The sequence below is a fragment of the Aeromicrobium sp. genome (assembly GCF_023146395.1).
Classification (GTDB): Bacteria; Actinomycetota; Actinomycetes; order Propionibacteriales; family Nocardioidaceae; genus Aeromicrobium.
Window position 1 is genome coordinate 45,760 of the sequence record NZ_JAGLCD010000004.1, and the last position, 16,899, is coordinate 62,658.

Here is a 16,899-nt window from a genome sequence, read left to right on the forward strand (position 1 = left end):
GCATCGCCAGGAGGTCCCGGTGCAGGTCGCCACGGGCAGTTGTCGGCGATGGCGGAACCTCTCGTCGATCTAGCGCACATTTTCGCTGAGCCAGTTAGCGGACGGAACTCTTGAGGCTAGAGCCGAGCTGGCCGATGTCCAGGCGGCGTCAGAAGCGAATAGTCTAGAGACCGAGACGCGGACCAAAGCTGCCACCCCGGCGGTCGGTACCAGCCCGTGCTGGGCATGCCCCCGGGGTCTGCAGGAGGGGGGTGGGCCGTGAGTGCAAGCCGAGACCTGACATCGGAGGTTCCGGACACGGCGACGACGGTGAACGCCCTGGCAACGCCATCCGTTCTCCGGTTCAGGCTGACGGCTACGTGCGGAGACGGTGCGGCATGGGCATGGATGACCGCCGACTGTGTCAGCGGCGCTCTTTCCATTCCGGCAGGTTGCCCGACCACCACATGACGCCGTCTTCATCTGGCTCGAGCGTGTCGAACATGCTTCCGAGCGGCTCGTCCAGTTCACCGACGAGCACTTCGTCGGCGACACCGTCGATCGACCAGTCCGGCTCGACGGTGCGACGCAGTCCGATTGTGAGGTCGCCGTACCACCGTGGTTGCCGGTAGACCAGGCAGAGCACGTCGTCTCCTTCAGTCCAGGAGCGTTCGACGTGGGTCACAAAGCCCGAGGTGTCGGGGCGAGCCGCGAGCCCGGTCAGGACCAGTGCCAGAACCTGTTCGGCCCTGCTCAAAGGTGGTCCTTGAGCGGCGATCCAGGTCGGTCCGGCTGCTGCGCCGCTGCCGCGTGCGGGGCAGTGTCGACCTCGATCGCGAGGATCGAGCTGCTGCCCGCGGACTGGCTGTTGGAGCGGTGCATGAGGTCGAGCACGGGACCCGCGTCGCGGGCTTCAGCGACAGTGGAATCCGCGGGCGGAATGAAGCCGCGGAGGTGCTCGCGAAGCGCTGGGTCAGACACGTACACGTACGTCCCGCGGATGCCGCGAGAGAGCAGCACCCGGTAGATGTTGACGACGTAGCTCAGGAGGTCGTCGTCGGTGTAGGTCTGCCCGAGCATCGTGTTGTTCTGCTTGCCCTTGGTGTCGTAGTACGACTCGCGAACGAAGTAGAGGCGCTTCGCGGCCGGATCGAACCGTAGATCCGGTCCGATGATCACGCCGGCGTAGTTGAGGTCGTATCCCTGGATGGTGTGGATCGACCCGACCTCGTCGATCGAGGTGGGTGAGCTGACCCAGTCCTTCGCGGTCCGGTTCCACTGCAGCCGTTCGCGTCCGATCTCGATGTCGAAGGCTTCGGGGTCGTTCTTGCTGCGCCACTCCCACGCGTAGCCGGCAACGAGCCGCGAGAGGCCGAGCTCGCGGTTGCGCTGGAGTATCGCCGCGCGCATCTCGCTGATGTCGTCGAAGAGGCGGAAGTCGTACTCGGAGAACCGTGCTGGGGCCGGAGGGCTTTCGGACAACACCTCGCGGATGTAGCCGATGTAGTCCTCGTCGGCTCGCACCCGCATCTGGGTGGTCAGCGGATAGAGGCGGTCGGCGACCGCGGCCTCGCGCTCGAGGTCGCGCGTGACGTGCACAGGCAGGTCAGAGCCCGGACGGATGCTCTGCTCCGCGTCGAGCAGGAAGATGCGGTGGGTGCTCTTGCGACGGATCCAGTCGAGCTGATTCCCACCCTGCTCGTCACCGTTGAACAGCTCCCGGTTGATCGTCTTGAACTTGGTGATCAGCACGGCGATCGTCGCCGACAGCTGTTGGAGGCGGTGTGCCTCGTCCACGATCAGCAGGTCGTACGCGTCGGCGCTCTGGCCGACATCGAAAGGGGAGAGGACGAGGTCCTTGCTCAGCCCCGACGTCTTGCGGAACACCTTGCCCACGGTCTCTCGAAGCGACTGCTGCGGGATGACGAGCCCCATCCTGAAGTCGGCGAGCAGCGCGGCGTTCTCAGGCGTGAAGAACCCGGCGAACACCGCGTCCGAGTCGGAGTCGTCGATCGTCACGCCGCGACGGATGTCGCTCAGCAGCTTCATCAGGTAGATGCCGACGATCGTCTTCCCGGTCCCTGGCTGGCCCTGCACCACGGCCGTGCTGCGGCGGCCAAGACGCAGGTCCTCGAAGAGGTGCTCCATGATGCGCATGACCGCCACGCGCTGGTCGTAGTTCAGCGTCTTGAACGGCGACAGCTTGAAGAGATCGCTGTTCTCGATCTCGGTGATGGTGCCCTCGAACATGCCGTCCGCGCGGAGGGCTTCGAAAATCGCCCGGAACTGCTCGCGGTAGAAGTCGCGGTCGTAGTAGTTCGACCCGGTGAGCCCCGCGTTGGCGTTGTCGACCTGGTACTTGCCGTCGCCGGCGAACCAGGCGATGAGCTGCGACTCGAGGTCAAGGCATACCGACTTGTTGAAGGTCGGGTCGATGATGACGCTGACGTTGTCGAGATGCTTGCGATCGGGCCGCGCGAGATGTTGGTTCATCCGGGTGAGCGCGTGGATGGACTCACCGACGTAGATGCGCTTTCTGCCTTCGAGCGTGTAGACGACGGGCCAGTTCGCGCTCCGAGGATCCTCCTTCGCCCACTCGACGAGAGCCGCCGGCTCGAAGGGGACGCGGTCGATCCTAAAGCTGGTCATACTTCTCGCTCCGGCCCCGAGCCTTGTCGACCGGGTACTTCGCCCCCGTCACCGCGAGCTTGTCCAGAACGATCTGGTCAGGGTTGACGCCGAGACGGTCGGCCAGAAGGTGGCAGTACGTGAGTACGTCAGCGAGCTCGGCCGTCACGCGGTCAATGTCACCGTCGGTATTCCACTGGAAGCACTCGAGCAGCTCGGCGGCCTCGATCGAGATGCTCTTCGCCAGGTTCTCCAGGGAGTGGAACTGGGCCCAGTCCCGGTCCGCGACGAAATCACGAAGTGTTTCCACAAGCGGCGACGTCGACGGTTCGGGGCTCATGGTTGGTCAGCCTATGACGAAGCGGATGTCCTGGTCAGGCATCGAGGCTCCATGGGGACTCTGACGGGCTGCAGGCGTCGCCCGCCGGGAGTTCTGAAACCGTCGGATATCGGACCTCGACGCTGCCACAATCGCAGGCATGTGGAGCCTCGGTGACGTCGTCAACGGGCACGTGCTGACCCAGGACGGTTGGTATCCCCTGAGGTACCTGCAGCCCGGCGCGCGCGGCCCCTATTGGCCCGGCGATGTGCTCAACGGCCAGGTCGTCGTGGCGCCAGGTCGCTGGGTCGTACTTCCGTCGCAGCAGCTGCCGCCGCCGGGCTTCCAGGACTGGGCGGACGGTGGTGCTCGCAACCCGGCCAAGGCCAGTCGAGGATTCAACCCCGAGCGCGGCCGTGGGTTCTCGAGCAAGCGGCTGGCGGCTCGAGTGGGCGTGGGTGCCGGGCTCCTGCTCGCTGTCGCACTCGGTGTCGTCTTCGTGGCCTCGCCCGCCTCGGCTGTGGAAGCCACGGTCGATCGCGTGGTTGACGGGGACACTGTCGATGTGGTGATCGACGGGACCGTTACCCGGGTGCGGCTCCTCAATGTGGACACGCCGGAGACCGTGAAGCCGGACGCGCCTGTTGAGTGCCTCGGCCCCGAAGCGACGGCATACACCGAGTCGCTGCTCGCTCCCGGGCAGCCGGTGACACTGGAGTTCGATCAGGAGAGAACCGATCAGTACGACAGAACTCTCGCTCACGTCATCCTTCCCGACGGCAGGAACGTGGCCGCGGAGATTGCTCGTCAGGGTCTTGGCGTGCCCGTTGTCTTTGGGCCCAACGACGAACGCATCGCCACCATCGAGAATGCCCTCAAAGATGCGGCCGAAGCCCAGCGCGGGTACTTCGATCCGAGCATCCAGTGCACACTCGCGCACCAGGTGCAGGCGGCCGAGCAGCAGGTTGCGGCCGCAGCGGCCGTGAATGAGGGCACCAGTGCGGCTGACGCAGCTGCCGCCGCCGCAGCGCTCCTGGCGATCAGCGAAGCGAAGACCCAGATTCAGGCTCTGCTGAGCCAGGCGGGCACCTCGTCCGAGAAGACGATCACTGCCTACGTTGCCGCGGGTCAGTCAGGAGTGCTCGCGGCTCTGGAGGCGCAGCTCGAAGCGATCTCAGTGCGACAGTCTGATGTCGCGGTTGTTGCGACTCAGCGCCAGGCGGAGGAGGCGGCCGCGGCCGAGGCCGCCCGCGTCGCCGCCGCGCAGGAAGCGGCCCAACGGGCCGCCGAAGAAGCGGCGCGTAAAGCCGCTGAGAAGCCGAAGCCGCGTTCGAGCGGTGGGAGCGGCGGCTCGTCCAGCAACGGGGGCGGATCGACGAACCCCTATCCCGGATACACCGGCCCGCGTTGCTACGAGCCGGGCGGCAAGGTATGGCACCCTTGCTGATCCTCAGGTCGCCGAGCGAGATGGTTCTGGGCGACTTGATGGCAGAGGTGACTGCGGCGTGAGCGGTCAGCAACACGACGCCAAGTGGGTGCGTTCGTTTGAGCGAGACCTACAGTCGATCCTCGCCAGGTGGGACCCGATCGGCGTCTACCAGTCCGAGGACGACGCGGACAATGCGCCGCCAGGGGAGTACGACAGTTGGGCGATGCCGTTGCTGAGCCGCCTGATTCGGGGCGCTACTGACGCCGATGTCCGCAAGTACCTTGGTGACCAGGTGGTTGGACTGATCGGAGGGGCGGAGGACCTGGTGACTCCGTCACTGATCGAGGAGATCCGAATCCGGTGGGAGGCAGCCAGATAGCGACGGAGCGGTCTCCTGACAGGCCCCGCTCGCTCAAGCCAACGGAAGTGCGCGCGCGCCGCCTACGCCGGCACGTCCACCGTCATCGCGATGATCGAGCCCTCCCGGACGGGTCGACGGGCCTCCTCGAAGAAGTCGGGGGCGGCGCAGGCGAAGAGGGTCGTCCCGTCTGGGCCGCCGAGGCCGCAGGCGTAGACCGGGGTGCCGGTCTCGATCTCGGTGTCGATCGCGCCGTCGACGAGTCGCAGGAGCCGTCCGCCCGTGGCGTCGGCGATCCAGAGGCCGCCCTCGGAGTCGAGGCAGGAGCCGTCGGCGGCCACGACGACCTGGGGGAGGACCTTCTCGAACTCGCGCTCGGTCGGCAGTGGCCCCAGCTCGGCCCAGACGCGCTGATTCTCGAGCGAGCCGTCGGCGGCGACGTCGAAGGCGCTCACCCGGTTGCCGAAGGTCTCGTTGACCAGCAGCGTGCCGCCTGGGGTGATGACGACGCCGTTGGGGAACCACAGGTCGGTCGCCTCCACCGTCACCGATCCGTCGGGGTCGACGCGCAGCAGGGGAGCGGGGGACGAGGGCTCTCCGCCCATCAGGTCGAAGCCGAAGCAGCCCACGTAAGCGCGGCCCTGGGCGTCGACCACCATGTCGTTGAGGTGGCCACGGGCGTGCCCTGACAGATCGGCGTGCACGACGAGGGATCCGTCGTCCTCACGACGCAGGATCTTCTGGTCACGCATCGAGACCACGAGCAACCGGCCGTCGGGAAGCCAGCCCAGCCCGGACGGCTGTTCGGGCACGGTGGCCTCCAGGCGCTTGTCGCTGCCGTCGGCCCGCACCGACGCGACCTCGCCGGTGTAGAAGTCGGAGAACCACAGCCGGTCGTCGTGCCACCGCGGGCACTCGCTGAAGCTCAGTCCGTCGACGACGGTCGTGATCTCGTGGGCCATGGGTGGTCTCCTTCCGCGGCCCGCCGCGTTGAGGCCCGCTTCTCGATCGTGCCTCGTGGGCCGCCGGGAGGGAAGGGCCGTGACGATCCGGCCTGGCAGTGGGAGCATCGCTGCTGTGAACCTCGGCAACACCGACTGGCCCTCGGCGCTCATCGCGTCGATCGCGCTCGTGGTCTCGATCGTGGCTCTGGCGCGCACGATCCGGCGCGACCGGTCGGCCCAGGCGCAGCAGGTCTCGGCGTGGGTCTCGTACCACGAGCCCGACGAGCTGCTCGTCTCGTCGCGGGCCGGGGCGCCGTGCCTGATCGTCGCCAACCAGAGCAGCCGGCCCATCTACGACTGGCACGTCGAGTACTTCTACCGCGGCGACCTCATCGGGCAGACGCGCGTGCGCAAGACCGTGCCCGGCGGCGGGCGAGACATCGTGACCCTCAACGGAGAGACCCAGGCAGCCTTCCGCGAACGGCAGGGCCAGGGCCGAGGCGAGCCCGACCGGGCGTTCAGCGACATCGTCGCCGCGGTCGCCTTCCGCGACGCGGGCGGCCGGCGCTGGAAGCGCGACGCGGTTGGCAGCCTCGCCCGCGATCGCTCCTAGCGCCGAGACTTGGAATCGAGCAACGTCAGCTCGCCCCGACGCGTGTACGGACCGCGGCGCTGGCCAGCCCCAGAAGTCTGTCGTTGCTCGGGAGCCGGGTAGATACGACTAACCACGCGGGATGGCTCGATCGGCTCATTTCCGTGAGTTGGCTGTGAAATGGCATATGGAGTGCTCCGCCGACGTCTAGCCTCTCGTTCGTCTCAGCCACTTCGGGAGGAACACCCATGTCCGTCACGCCCCCGCCGCCCGCCGGCGTCACCCCGCCGCCCTTCCCGCAGGCGCCGCCCAGCTCGCACGCCTCGCCGGCGCCGGAGAAGAACACGGTGGGTCTCATCGCGTTCATCCTGTCGATCGTCGGGTTCGTGTTCGCGTGTATTCCTGGTGCGCTGATCGTCGGCTGGATCCTCCTCCCGATCGCCTTCATCCTGGCGATCGTGTCGCTCTTTGCGAAGGGCAAGAAGGGCCTGGGCATCGCTGGCCTGATCATCTCGATCGTCGGCACGCTGGTCGGCTTCATCGTGTTCTTCGCGGTGGTTGCCGACGCCGTTGACACTGCCTTCGAGGAGGAGACCACCGTCTCGAGTTCTGACGGTGAGCCGATCTCGGCCGACGAGGGAGATCCTGCAGGCGCCAGCCGCGACAACCCCCTCCCGATCGGGAGCACGATCGAGAGCGAGGAGTGGACGCTGACCCTCAACGGCGTGAACCTCGACGCGAACGGCCAGGTGGCGGCGGAGAACCCCTTCAACGAGCCTGCTCCGGCCGGGACGACCTACATCCTCGTGAACTACACCCTGACCTACACCGGCGACGACCCCGCCGGCGCCACTCCTTGGTCGACCGTCGAGTACGTCACCGTCGACGGCAACACGATCAACTCCTACGACTCGTTCGTCGTGGTTCCCGACGAGATCGACACATTGTCGACTCTCTACTCGGGTGCCTCGGTCTCAGGCAACGTCGGACTTGCCGTCCCGGCCGACACTGCGGCTCAGGGGACGCTCGCCGTCTCCATCGACGTGATCGCGGACAAGGTCTTCTTCGCCGTGCAGTGACCGTCGCCTCGCGGCGGTCCTGACGAGGCAGGCCCCGCGCCCAACAGCGGCCGCGGGCCTGCCTTTCGGAGGCCGGCGCTGGAAGCGCGACGCGGTCGGAAACCTCGCCCGCGATCGCTCCTAGCGCCGGGGCCTCACAGCGCCTGGTTGGTCCGCACGAGCAGTGCGTCGAGCTGCGAGGCGACGTCGCGGCGGTTGTCGCGGCGTGCCTTGAGCGACGAGAACGGCAGCTGCAGGCGGATCCGCAGGGCGTGGAGCTCCCGGATGGCCGACGTGGCCAGCTCGTAGTGCTCGGAGTCCGGCTCGCTCGTGCGGATGACCTCGTGGAAGGTCACAACGGCGAGATCGATGCGAGCCATCAGTCGCTGCGTCGCGCTCTTGGCCTGGAGGCCGCGCACGACCTCGGCGGCCTGCTCCCGGTTCTCCGGGCGGGCGAGCCAGGCGATGACGGCCGGCCCGGCGATCGCCGCGACCTTGGGCCCGAGCAGGCGCAGGACCGCAGACACCGCGTTCGGCATGAGTCATCCTTGTCGTCGACGCCCCCGATCGTATCGGCGTGCGCGGCGGGGCCCGTCAGCGAAAGGCGGCCGAGGCCGGGTCGGTGCTGAGCACCCGCACCGCGAGCGCCGTCGTGGCCTCCACGCCGAGGAAGCTCACGACGGTGCTGACCCGGTGGGTGTCGAGCGGGAGCAGCCCCGGCGTGCCGGGCACGTCGGGGGTGATCCCGAGGTCGAGGTCGTCGTGGCCCTGCATGACCCGGATGTTGAAGTCGTACCGCTCCCGCGCTCCCGAGGCGGTGAGCCGGCGCACGACCGTGGCGCCCATCCGCCGTGACCCGTTCTCGCTCGCCCACGAGTCGAGGGTGGCGGCCACGGCCTGGCCAGCGTTGTGGTCGACGTCGGCCCACACCGTCGACATCGGCCCCACCTGGGTCAGCAGGGTCGCGGCGGTCTTCTCGCCGATGCCATCGACGCCGGGCAGGTTGTCGCTGGCATCGCCGCGCAGGGCGGCGAAGTCGAGATAGCGGTCGGCCGCGACGCCGTAGAGCGCCACGAGCCGCGCCGGGTTGAGCATGGGTGATCCGCTGATGCCGCCGTTGATCAGCCGCAGCACCTGGGTGTGGTCGCTGATGTGGGCGAACGCGTCCCGGTCGGACGTGATGATGACGCAGTCCCAGTCGTTGTCACGGGCCCACGTCGCTGCGGACGCGCTGACGTCGTCGGCCTCCAGGCCCGGGGGAGTGAGCGTCGCGAGGCCGAGCGCGTCGAGCATCGCGCCCGCCCGGTCGAGCTGCTCGACGAGCTGGGCCTCCTTCTCGGTGCGCCCGGCCTTGTAGTCGGGGTAGAAGTCGCGGCGCACCGAGGCGGTGCGGTCGTCGAGGCCGAAGATCACGGCGTCGGGCGCGAACCCGTCGATCGCCTCCAGGATCTGCCGCAGCATGCCGTGCAACGCCCACGCGGGACGCCCCGACCGATCGACGATCTGCGTGTGGGCCCGCGCGTGGTGATTGCGGTGCAGCAGCGACGGGGCGTCGACCACGAGCAGCAGCCGGCGCGGGCGATCTTCGGGGGCAGGCATGGGCTCCGGTCATCGTACGGGTGGATCGACGAAGTCAGTCCGTGAGCCAGCCACTGGTACTTGTTGCTGAACTGGTGCCACGATCACGTCCCATGACGACTATCAGGTTGAGTGCCTACCTGTTCGTGGCGATGTTGTCCGTCGCCGCCTGCTCATCGGAGCCTGGGACTGACCGCGGTCCGGCCAGCTCTTCCCCGCCGACGGTGAGCAGTTCTGGTTCCTGGGTCGACTTTGACGGTGTCGAAGTCGTTCCCTCCGCTGACTGCGAGGCGGCGGCGGTGCTAGCCGCCCGCGAGAAGGACTCACGCGCGGCTGAGCCTCTGATCGCGGCAACGCTGGACGCGTGCACGACCGCGGATGAGTGGCTCTCAGCCGTGAAGCTCCATCCCGGCGTGATGGGGTTGACGCCTTCAGCAGAGATTGGTCGTCTGGAGCTTCTGTCTGCCTGCTTCGGGTACCAGCAAGCGGCAGTCTGCAGGGACGCCGCGTCGCGAGGGGTCACGTACTGATCAGAAGATCAGGACTCGAACTCAGCCCACCAACCAGGGCCGCGCCGCAGCCACGAGGCTGCGGCGCTTGGCGTCGTCGAAGCCGTCCCACTGGCGCACCATCATGGTGCTGCGCGGGTTGGACTCGAACACGCCGCGGTGGTCGCGCACGAACGTCCAGAACAGGCCGTCCCACGCCTCGGTCCAGTCACCGGTGGGGATGTCGGACATCTTCCGCAGGTAGCTGCTGGCCGAGACGTAGGGCTTGGTCGTGATGGCTGAGCCGGACGCGTACTGGCTCATCGCATAGACGTTCGGCACCATGACCCAGTCGTAGGCGTCGACGAACATCGCCATGTACCACGCGTAGACCTCGTCGGGATGCACGCGCAGCAGGCACAGGGCGTTGCCGAGCACCATGAGCCGCTCGATGTGATGGGCATAGCCGGTCTCGAGCACGCGCCGCAGCGCGGTGTCGACCGGCTCGAGCCCGGTCTCGGCGGTCCACCAGCCGGGCGGCAGCTCGCGGTAGTGGTCGAGAGCGTTGGTCGTGCGAAGCCTGCGCCCGCGCGAGACGTAGCTGCCGCGCATGTACTCGCGCCATCCGATCAGCTGACGCACGAATCCCTCGTACGACGCGATCGGCACGGCATTGCGCTCGGCGAACCGCACCACCTGGTCGAGCACGTCGGCCGGGTCCAGCAGGCCGATGTTCAGCGCCGGCGTGAGGGCCGCGTGGAACACGAAGCCGTGCTCGGCCGAGATCGCGTCCTCGTAGGGGCCGAACTCGTGGAAGCGCTGCTCGAGGAACTCCTGGAGCATCTCGTCGGCCGGCTCGCGGGTCACGGCCCAGGCGAACCCCGCGGGGTCGCCCGGTGCGTCGGGGAAGCGGTCGCGCACGAAGGCGATGGCCTCCTGGGTGATCTCGTCGGGCTCGGGTCGCGACGTGGCCGGCACGGGATGGTTCTTCGGCAGCTTCTTGCGATTCTCGGTGTCGAACGACCACTGGCCACCGACCGGCTCACCGTCGTCGACCAGCACGTCGAGCCGTCGGCGCTGCCGGGCGTAGAAGCCGGCCATGCGGGTGCGCTTGCCCGTGAACTGCTTGGCGACGTCCTCGGCCGAGGTCAGGAAGTTGGGCGTCGCCAGCACCTCGACCCGGGCCCCCGCATCGGCCGCGGCGGCGCGTAGGTCGCGCTCGAGCCAGTCGTCGACGACGTCGTGCCAGCTGACGACGTCGGCGCCCTCCAGGGCGCGGGCCACGGCGAGCCGGCTCGTCGTGCGGCCGTCGGTGCGCACCCACTCGACCGTCTTGCCCGCGCCCGCCAGCTCGCGGGCGTGGTGTTCCATCGAGGCGCGGTGCAGCACGAGCTTGTGCGCGTGGAAGGGGTACTGGCGGAACAGCAGATCGTGCTCCACGAGCACGAACGCGTCGGCCTCGACGTCGAGGTTCTGGGCGAACAGCTGGTGGGGGAGCACGAGGTGGACACGGCGCACCCCGCCATCCCACCACCGCTCGGCCGCCCCGGCGAGTCATGGACGAGGCGAGGCGCGTGACGTCGGTCAAGGGGTGGGCGGCGACCTCAAAACGCTAATGAGTATCGTTCGCGTCTGTGAAGTTGCAGCAGGAGTCGCCCGAGGTGGTCGTCGCCCTGGCCCGCCGACGCCGTCGGGGCCGGCTCGCGGTCGTCGGCACCGCCGCCGTGCTGGGCGCCGTGGTGCTGCTGAGCATCGGCACGGGACCGGTCGGCGTGCCACCGGGCACCGTGGCCCGCATCTTGGCCGCACACCTCCTGCCGGGGGAGCACGAGGCCACCTGGACGGCGGCCCAGGACCAGATCGTGTGGAGCTTCCGGCTCCCGCGCGTGCTGATGGCGGTGCTGGTCGGTGCCTCGCTCGCCGTCGTGGGTGCGCTGCTGCAGGCCATCGTCCGCAACCCGCTCGCCGACCCGTACGTCCTCGGCGCGTCCTCCGGTGCGGCCCTCGGCGCCGTGGGTGCCCTGGCCTTGGGGGCCAGCGTCCCCGGCCTGCTCGTCTCGGGCTCGGCCTTCGGCGGAGCCGCCGTGGCCGGCGTGATCGTCTACGTCCTGGCGTCCCGCGGCGGGCGGATCGAGTCGCTGCGCCTCGTCCTGGCAGGTGTCGCGCTGTCCTACCTGTTCAGCGCGGCCACGGGCTGGATCACCGCGACGGCAGACCACGGTCGCCTGCCCGGTCTGCTGTTCTTCCTGCTCGGCAGCATCAGCTCGGCCACCTGGGAGATGCTGACGCTGCCCGCGATCGCGCTCGTGCTCGGTCTGGCCTATGCGCTGCGCCGCGCAAGCCACCTCGACGCCGCGATGACCGGCGACGAGACCGCGGCCTCGCTCGGGGTCGACATGACCCGCCTACGCGTCGAGGTGCTCGTGGTCACCGCCGCCATGACCGGGGCCGTGGTCGCCGTCGCCGGCGGCATCGGCTTCGTGGGCATGGTCGTGCCGCACGTGTGCCGGCTCCTGGTCGGCGCCAGCCACCGGGTGCTCCTGCCGTTCGCCACGGTCGCCGGCGCGCTGCTCGTGGTGCTCGTCGACACGGTGGCGCGCACCGCCGCCTCGCCGCGCGAGATCCCCCTCGGCGTCGTGACGGCCCTTGTCGGCGCGCCGTTCTTCCTGTGGCTGCTGCGCACCCGTCCGGTGGGGGCCGAGCGATGAGCGGCGTGCGCGTCGAGCGCCTCTCGGTGCGCCTGGGTCAGACCCAGGCCCTCGCCGACGTCGACCTCGAGGTGCGCCCGGGCGAGGTGCTCGGACTGCTCGGCCCGAACGGCTGCGGCAAGTCGACGCTGCTGCGCACGATGTACGGCACGCAGCGACCGACCACGGGCTCGGTACACCTCGACGGGCTCGACGTGGCCCGGTCGCCGCGGCGCGAGGTCGCACGGCGGTGCGCCGTCCTGACCCAGGACCACGCGACCGACGTCGAGCTGTCGGTCATGGACGTCGTGCTGCTCGGACGCATCCCGCACCCGGCCTCGCAGCGTTCGGCGGCCGGTGACCTGCGCCTCGCCGCCGACGCGCTCGCGCGCACCGATGCCCTCCACCTGGCCGACCGTGCCTTCCCGACGCTCTCCGGTGGCGAACGACAACGCGTGCTCCTGGCCCGCGCCCTGTGCCAGGACCCACGGGTGCTGCTGCTCGACGAGCCCACGAACCATCTCGACGTGACCCACCAGCTCGACCTGATGCGCACCGTCGGATCGCTGGGCGTCACGTGCGTCGTGGCGCTCCACGACCTGTCCCTCGCCGCCGCGCACTGCCACCGCGTGGCGCTGCTCGACGCCGGCCGGCTCGTGGCGGTCGGCACACCCGAGGAGGTCCTCACCCCTGAGCGGGTGGAGGCCACCTACCGCGTCGCGTGCGACCTGCTCACCCATCCGCGTACCGGCCGGCCCCTCGTGGCGCTGTCGCCGCGCGTCCCCAGTTCCCCCATTGCCCAGGAGGCACCATGAAGCGCACGATCCCCCCGCTGCTGACCGTCGCCGTGATCGCCGCCGGATGCGGCTCGGTCACGACCGAGTCGTCCGGAGACGACGGCGACAGCGTGACCGTCGAGAGCTGCGGCCGCGAGGTCACCGTGACCGCCGTGCCGGAACGCGTCGTCAGCATGCACCCCAGCCTCACCGAGCTCATGGTGCAGCTCGGCCTGGGCGACCGCGTGGTCGCCCAGGCGCAGGACGCGCTCGGTGAGCCGTCGCCCGAGCTCGCCGAGGAGGTTCAGGCCATCACCTCGATCAGTGCCGACTCGCCCCCGACCCGGGAGGACCTGCTGGCCCAGGACCCGGACTTCGTCATCAGTGGCACCGAGTACGAGTTCTCGACCGACCAGGGGTTCGCCGGGTACGACGCCCTCGAACAGGCTGGCGCCCCGGCCTACGTCGCCACCGCGGGCTGCATCGACCGCCGGTCCGAGGGCACGGTGGCCGACACCCTCGCCGACGTCGAGAACCTCGGCCGGATCTTCGACGTGTCCGACCGTGCCGACGAGCTGATCGCCCAGGCCGAGCAGGATTTGGCCGAGATCGACGAGATCGTCGGTGACGACGAGCCCGTGCGCGCCGTCCAGGTCTACGTCGAGGGCGGCAAGCTCTACGCCATCGGCGGTGCGGTCGAGATCGACGTGCTGCGACTCGGCGGCGGCGAGAACCTGTTCGCCGGCGACTCGCGCTTCGACGACTTCTTCGCGGCCGAGGTCAACCCGGAGGTCGTCGTCGACCTCCAGCCCGACGCATTCGTGTTCGCCGTGAACGACGCCGCTCACGAGCAGGAGACGCGCGCCTACCTGGAGCGGACCCTCGCCGAGACCCCCGCGGCCCAGAACGGCCTGCTCGTCGCCGTCGACAACACCTACGTGCAGCCCGGCACGCTGTCGGGCATCACGGGTGCCCGCCTCGTGGCCGAGGCCCTGCACGGCTGAGGCGTGAGGGAGCTCGGGCGCGACTACGCCCTGTTCTGGTCGGCGCGGGTCCTCGCGGTCGCCGGCGCCACGGTCACGGCCGTCGCCGTTCCGGTGCTGACGTTCCAGCGTTCGGGCTCCCCGTTCCTCACCGCGACGATCGTCGCCCTGCAGGTCCTGCCCTACCTGGTGCTGGGTCTCGTGGCCGGCGCGATCGCCGACCGGGTCTCGCGCCGGGTGCTCATGGTGCTCAGCGAGCTGGTGAGTGCGGCGGCCCTGGCGAGCCTCGTGCTCGCGGGCGGCGACGTGGCGATCGCCCACCTGCTCGTGGTCGCGACCGTAGTCCCGACGGCCTTCGTGTGGTTCGACGCGGCCGCCTTCGGGGCGCTGCCGGCCCTCGTGGGTCGCGAGCGCGTCGTCGCGGCCAACAGCGCACTGTGGACCGCGACGACCCTCGTGGGTGTCGCAGGGCCGGCGCTCGCCGGGTTCACCGTGGCCGCGGGAGGCCCGAGCCTGGCCCTCGTGATCGACGTCGTGGCCTGCGCGGCGGCGGCACTCCTGCTCGCGCACGTTCGGACCCCGATGGGTCCGCAGCGTCGTACCGGGGCGCGCACCCGGCTGCGGGCCGACATGGTCGAGGGACTGGCCTTCGTGCTGCGCCATCCCGTGATCCGTCCGCTGACGCTGGCCGGGACGCTGAACTCGGTCGCGGCCGGAGCCGTCACGGGACTCGTGGTGGTCGTGGCCGTGCGGCAGCTGGACGACTCGGCCACCGGGGAGGTCCCGGGACTGCTGTTGACCGCGATCGCGGCGGGCGGCTTCCTCGCCGCGGTCTGCCTGCCGCGTCTGCTGCGGGTCGTGCGGCTCGGCCGGGTGACCGTCGGGGCGCTCGTGGGCGGTGCTCCGGCGCTCCTGCTCCTGGCGCTGGCCGACACCGTGGCCGTGGCCGTGATCGGGCTGATCGGGTGGGGGCTGGCCACGACCTTGGTCGTGCTGAACGGGATCTCGACCCGTCAGCAGCTGACCCCGGACGCCCTCCAGTCACGGGTCAACACCTCGGCGCGCATGCTCGCCTGGGGTGGGACGCCATTCGGAGCGCTGGCGGCCGGGGCCTCCGCGGAGCACGTGCACCTCCCGGTCGTGCTCGCGGGTGTCGCTGCCGTGTCGCTCGGCGCGGCCGTCTACGCCGTCGCGGCAGGCCTGCCGCAGGTGCGGCTCACCGCCGTCGCCGGGTCCTGAGCGAGGTCGCCCACGTCCCGCGCACTCGACGCCTCAGAGGTCGCGGTGCGTGCCGCCGGTCTCGTACGCGTCGGAGTCGGCGCTGGCGTCGGGGCGGCGGCTGAGGCTGATGATCGCGGCGGCGAGACCGCCCCAGATGATCAGCATCGCCAGGACCATCATGATGATCGCACCGGTGCTCATCGGCCGACCTCCTCTCGGTCGTCGTGGGCCGGCGTGACCGGCTTTCGTCGGGCGAACGTGACCACGATGGCCACAACGATCAGCAGGCCGGCCGTGCCCCACCCGAACACGTTGAGCATCCAGGCCGGATACCCGCCGTACGGCTCGTCGAGGGTGTCGATGAAGGCGCGGACGAGCACGTAGCCGAGCGCCAGTGGCGCGATCACCGCGACGAGCGCCATCCACGTGCGCCCGAGCTTGACCGAGCCGTACCGGTTCAGGTGCGCCGCGAGGCCGGGAAGCGCCCGCAGGCCCAGGCCCATGACGATCATCGTGACGACGGCGACGAGCAGGATGCCGAACTGGTTGACGAAGTAGTCGACGATGTCGAGCACCAGCAGTCCGCTCGTGGTCGCGAACAGCACGACGCTCACGACCATCGCGGGGACGCCCACGACGAGCACCGCCGTGACGCGGTTCAGGTCGAACTTGTCGCGCACCGCCGAGACCACGACCTCGAGCACGCTCACCAGGGACGTCAAGCCGGCGATCACGAGCGAGCCGAAGAACAGCACGCCGATCAGCGAGCCGCCCGCCGCCTGGCTGATGATCGCGGGGAAGGCCACGAACGCCAGGCCGATGCCGTCGGCCACGACCTCGTCGACCGCGACGCCCCCGGCCTGCGCCATGAAGCCGAGCGCCGCGAACACGCCGATACCGGCCAGCAGCTCGAAGCTGGAGTTCGCGAACCCGACGACCAGGCCGGACCCCGTCATGTCGGTGCGCCGGCCCACGTAGGAGGCGTAGGTGATCATGATGCCGAAGCCGATCGACAGCGAGAAGAAGATCTGGCCGAACGCCGCGGCCCACACCGACGTGTCACGCAGCGCGTCCCAGTTGGGGCTGAACAGGGTGTCGAGTCCCTCGCCCGCGCCCGGCAGGAACAGGGCCCGCACGACCAGGAAGCCGAACGCCAGCACAAGCAGTGGGATGAACACGACCGAGGTCGCGCCGATGCCCTTCTGCACCCCGAGTCCCATGATCAGCAGCACCGCGGCCCACACGATCAGCAGGGCGATCAGCACCCCTGCGACGAAGTCGAGCGTGACGCCCGGGTCGCTGGTCTGCAGGAACTCGCCGAAGAAGAAGCCCTCGGGATCGGAGCCCCAGGCCTTGTCGATCGAGAAGAACGTGTAGCGGGCGGCGTAGGCGATGATCACCGCGTAGTACACGGCGATCACGAAGCAGATGCCCACCTGCCACCACCCGAGCGGCTCGGCCTTGCGCGACTCGCGCGCCATCGACAGTGGCGCGGACCCGCGGTGCTTGTGCCCGAGTGCGTAGTCCAGGAAGAGGAAGGGCAGGCCCGCGGTGAGCAGGGCGACCAGGTACGGGATGACGAAGGCGCCGCCGCCGTTCTCATAGGCCACGTAGGGGAAGCGCCAGATGTTGCCGAGACCCACGGCCGAGCCGATCGCGGCCAGGATGAAGACCTTGCGCGAGGAGAAGGCCCCGCGTCGGGCCTCCTGCTGCTCGGGCGAAGCCGCGCTGCTGGAGTGTTCTGCGCTCGCCATGGTGCGTCTCCTGACGTCGTTGTCGGGCTCACGGCATCGTAGGACAGGACCGCGCCGCGTGCTCACCGGCTGGCCGGGCGGTTCCTGAGCCGGCCCGGTGCGGTG

The 16,899-nt window shown here is 69.5% G+C and carries 18 protein-coding genes; 9 read left to right on the top strand and 9 right to left on the bottom strand.

The features are described from left to right. Positions 1–403: 403 nt before the first annotated feature. From KAG51_RS02215 to KAG51_RS02225, 3 genes are read right to left on the bottom strand one after another with little or no spacing between them, the layout of a single operon-like run. On the bottom strand, positions 404–736 hold the full coding sequence (locus KAG51_RS02215) for a hypothetical protein (RefSeq protein WP_290580178.1): 333 nt from the start codon (positions 734–736) through the stop codon (positions 404–406). Then, on the bottom strand, positions 733–2,628 hold the full coding sequence (locus KAG51_RS02220; protein ID WP_290580180.1) for a DNA/RNA helicase domain-containing protein: 1,896 nt from the start codon (positions 2,626–2,628) through the stop codon (positions 733–735). The genes KAG51_RS02215 and KAG51_RS02220 overlap by 4 nt, the downstream gene beginning before the upstream one ends. After that, positions 2,615–2,947: a nucleotide pyrophosphohydrolase gene (locus KAG51_RS02225; RefSeq protein ID WP_290580182.1), complete on the bottom strand. Its 333-nt coding sequence runs from the start codon at positions 2,945–2,947 to the stop codon at positions 2,615–2,617. Before KAG51_RS02225 ends, KAG51_RS02220 begins: the two co-directional genes overlap by 14 nt. Positions 2,948–3,086: 139 nt before the next feature. Here KAG51_RS02225 and KAG51_RS02230 point away from each other — a divergent pair, with 139 nt between their 5' ends. Continuing rightward, positions 3,087–4,373, top strand: coding sequence for a thermonuclease family protein (locus KAG51_RS02230; RefSeq protein ID WP_290580184.1), 1,287 nt, complete (start codon positions 3,087–3,089; stop codon positions 4,371–4,373). Positions 4,374–4,431: 58 nt separating this feature from the next. Further along, entirely contained in the window at positions 4,432–4,734 is a 303-nt protein-coding gene (locus KAG51_RS02235) for a hypothetical protein (protein WP_290580186.1), read from the top strand. A 62-nt stretch (positions 4,735–4,796) separates the two neighbouring features. Here KAG51_RS02235 and KAG51_RS02240 read toward each other — a convergent pair whose 3' ends face one another. Beyond that, positions 4,797–5,675, bottom strand: a complete 879-nt coding sequence (locus KAG51_RS02240; RefSeq protein WP_290580188.1) for an SMP-30/gluconolactonase/LRE family protein — start codon at positions 5,673–5,675, stop codon at positions 4,797–4,799. Positions 5,676–5,754: 79 nt separating this feature from the next. Here KAG51_RS02240 and KAG51_RS02245 point away from each other — a divergent pair, with 79 nt between their 5' ends. Together KAG51_RS02245 and KAG51_RS02250 are read left to right on the top strand one after the other, a co-directional pair. Next, positions 5,755–6,270, top strand: coding sequence for a hypothetical protein (locus tag KAG51_RS02245; protein WP_290580190.1), 516 nt, complete (start codon positions 5,755–5,757; stop codon positions 6,268–6,270). 227 nt (positions 6,271–6,497) lie between these two features. Next, positions 6,498–7,328: a hypothetical protein gene (locus KAG51_RS02250; protein WP_290580192.1), complete on the top strand. Its 831-nt coding sequence runs from the start codon at positions 6,498–6,500 to the stop codon at positions 7,326–7,328. 134 nt (positions 7,329–7,462) lie between these two features. Here the strand turns inward: KAG51_RS02250 and KAG51_RS02255 are convergent, their stop codons facing one another. Together KAG51_RS02255 and KAG51_RS02260 are read right to left on the bottom strand one after the other, a co-directional pair. Further along, positions 7,463–7,846 carry a hypothetical protein gene (locus tag KAG51_RS02255; protein WP_290580194.1) on the bottom strand — a complete coding sequence of 128 codons (384 nt, stop codon included), beginning with the start codon at positions 7,844–7,846 and terminating at the stop codon, positions 7,463–7,465. A 55-nt stretch (positions 7,847–7,901) separates the two neighbouring features. Further along, a complete protein-coding gene (locus KAG51_RS02260) occupies positions 7,902–8,906 on the bottom strand; it encodes a 5'-3' exonuclease H3TH domain-containing protein (RefSeq protein WP_290580196.1) in 1,005 nt (334 codons plus the stop codon). A 92-nt stretch (positions 8,907–8,998) separates the two neighbouring features. On the opposite strand from KAG51_RS02260, the gene KAG51_RS02265 reads away from it, so the two are divergent. Beyond that, complete coding sequence (locus KAG51_RS02265; RefSeq protein ID WP_290580198.1) at positions 8,999–9,415, top strand: hypothetical protein; 417 nt, start codon at positions 8,999–9,001, stop codon at positions 9,413–9,415. A gap of 21 nt (positions 9,416–9,436) precedes the next feature. Here KAG51_RS02265 and KAG51_RS02270 read toward each other — a convergent pair whose 3' ends face one another. Continuing rightward, entirely contained in the window at positions 9,437–10,891 is a 1,455-nt protein-coding gene (locus KAG51_RS02270; protein WP_290580200.1) for a cryptochrome/photolyase family protein, read from the bottom strand. Between the two features lie 116 nt (positions 10,892–11,007). On the opposite strand from KAG51_RS02270, the gene KAG51_RS02275 reads away from it, so the two are divergent. The 4 genes from KAG51_RS02275 to KAG51_RS02290 are packed head-to-tail and all read left to right on the top strand — an operon-like array spanning position 11,008 to position 15,058. Beyond that, positions 11,008–12,081, top strand: a complete 1,074-nt coding sequence (locus KAG51_RS02275; RefSeq protein ID WP_290580202.1) for an iron ABC transporter permease — start codon at positions 11,008–11,010, stop codon at positions 12,079–12,081. Further along, positions 12,078–12,875, top strand: coding sequence for an ABC transporter ATP-binding protein (locus KAG51_RS02280; protein ID WP_290580204.1), 798 nt, complete (start codon positions 12,078–12,080; stop codon positions 12,873–12,875). Before KAG51_RS02275 ends, KAG51_RS02280 begins: the two co-directional genes overlap by 4 nt. Beyond that, positions 12,872–13,840, top strand: coding sequence for an ABC transporter substrate-binding protein (locus KAG51_RS02285; protein ID WP_290580206.1), 969 nt, complete (start codon positions 12,872–12,874; stop codon positions 13,838–13,840). The genes KAG51_RS02280 and KAG51_RS02285 overlap by 4 nt, the downstream gene beginning before the upstream one ends. Before the next feature lie 3 nt (positions 13,841–13,843). After that, positions 13,844–15,058, top strand: a complete 1,215-nt coding sequence (locus KAG51_RS02290) for an MFS transporter (RefSeq protein ID WP_290580208.1) — start codon at positions 13,844–13,846, stop codon at positions 15,056–15,058. A 33-nt stretch (positions 15,059–15,091) separates the two neighbouring features. Here the strand turns inward: KAG51_RS02290 and KAG51_RS02295 are convergent, their stop codons facing one another. Together KAG51_RS02295 and KAG51_RS02300 are read right to left on the bottom strand one after the other, a co-directional pair. Continuing rightward, positions 15,092–15,241, bottom strand: a complete 150-nt coding sequence (locus KAG51_RS02295; RefSeq protein WP_290580210.1) for a methionine/alanine import family NSS transporter small subunit — start codon at positions 15,239–15,241, stop codon at positions 15,092–15,094. Beyond that, positions 15,238–16,794, bottom strand: a complete 1,557-nt coding sequence (locus KAG51_RS02300; protein ID WP_290580212.1) for a sodium-dependent transporter — start codon at positions 16,792–16,794, stop codon at positions 15,238–15,240. Before KAG51_RS02300 ends, KAG51_RS02295 begins: the two co-directional genes overlap by 4 nt. Positions 16,795–16,899 lie beyond the last annotated feature (105 nt).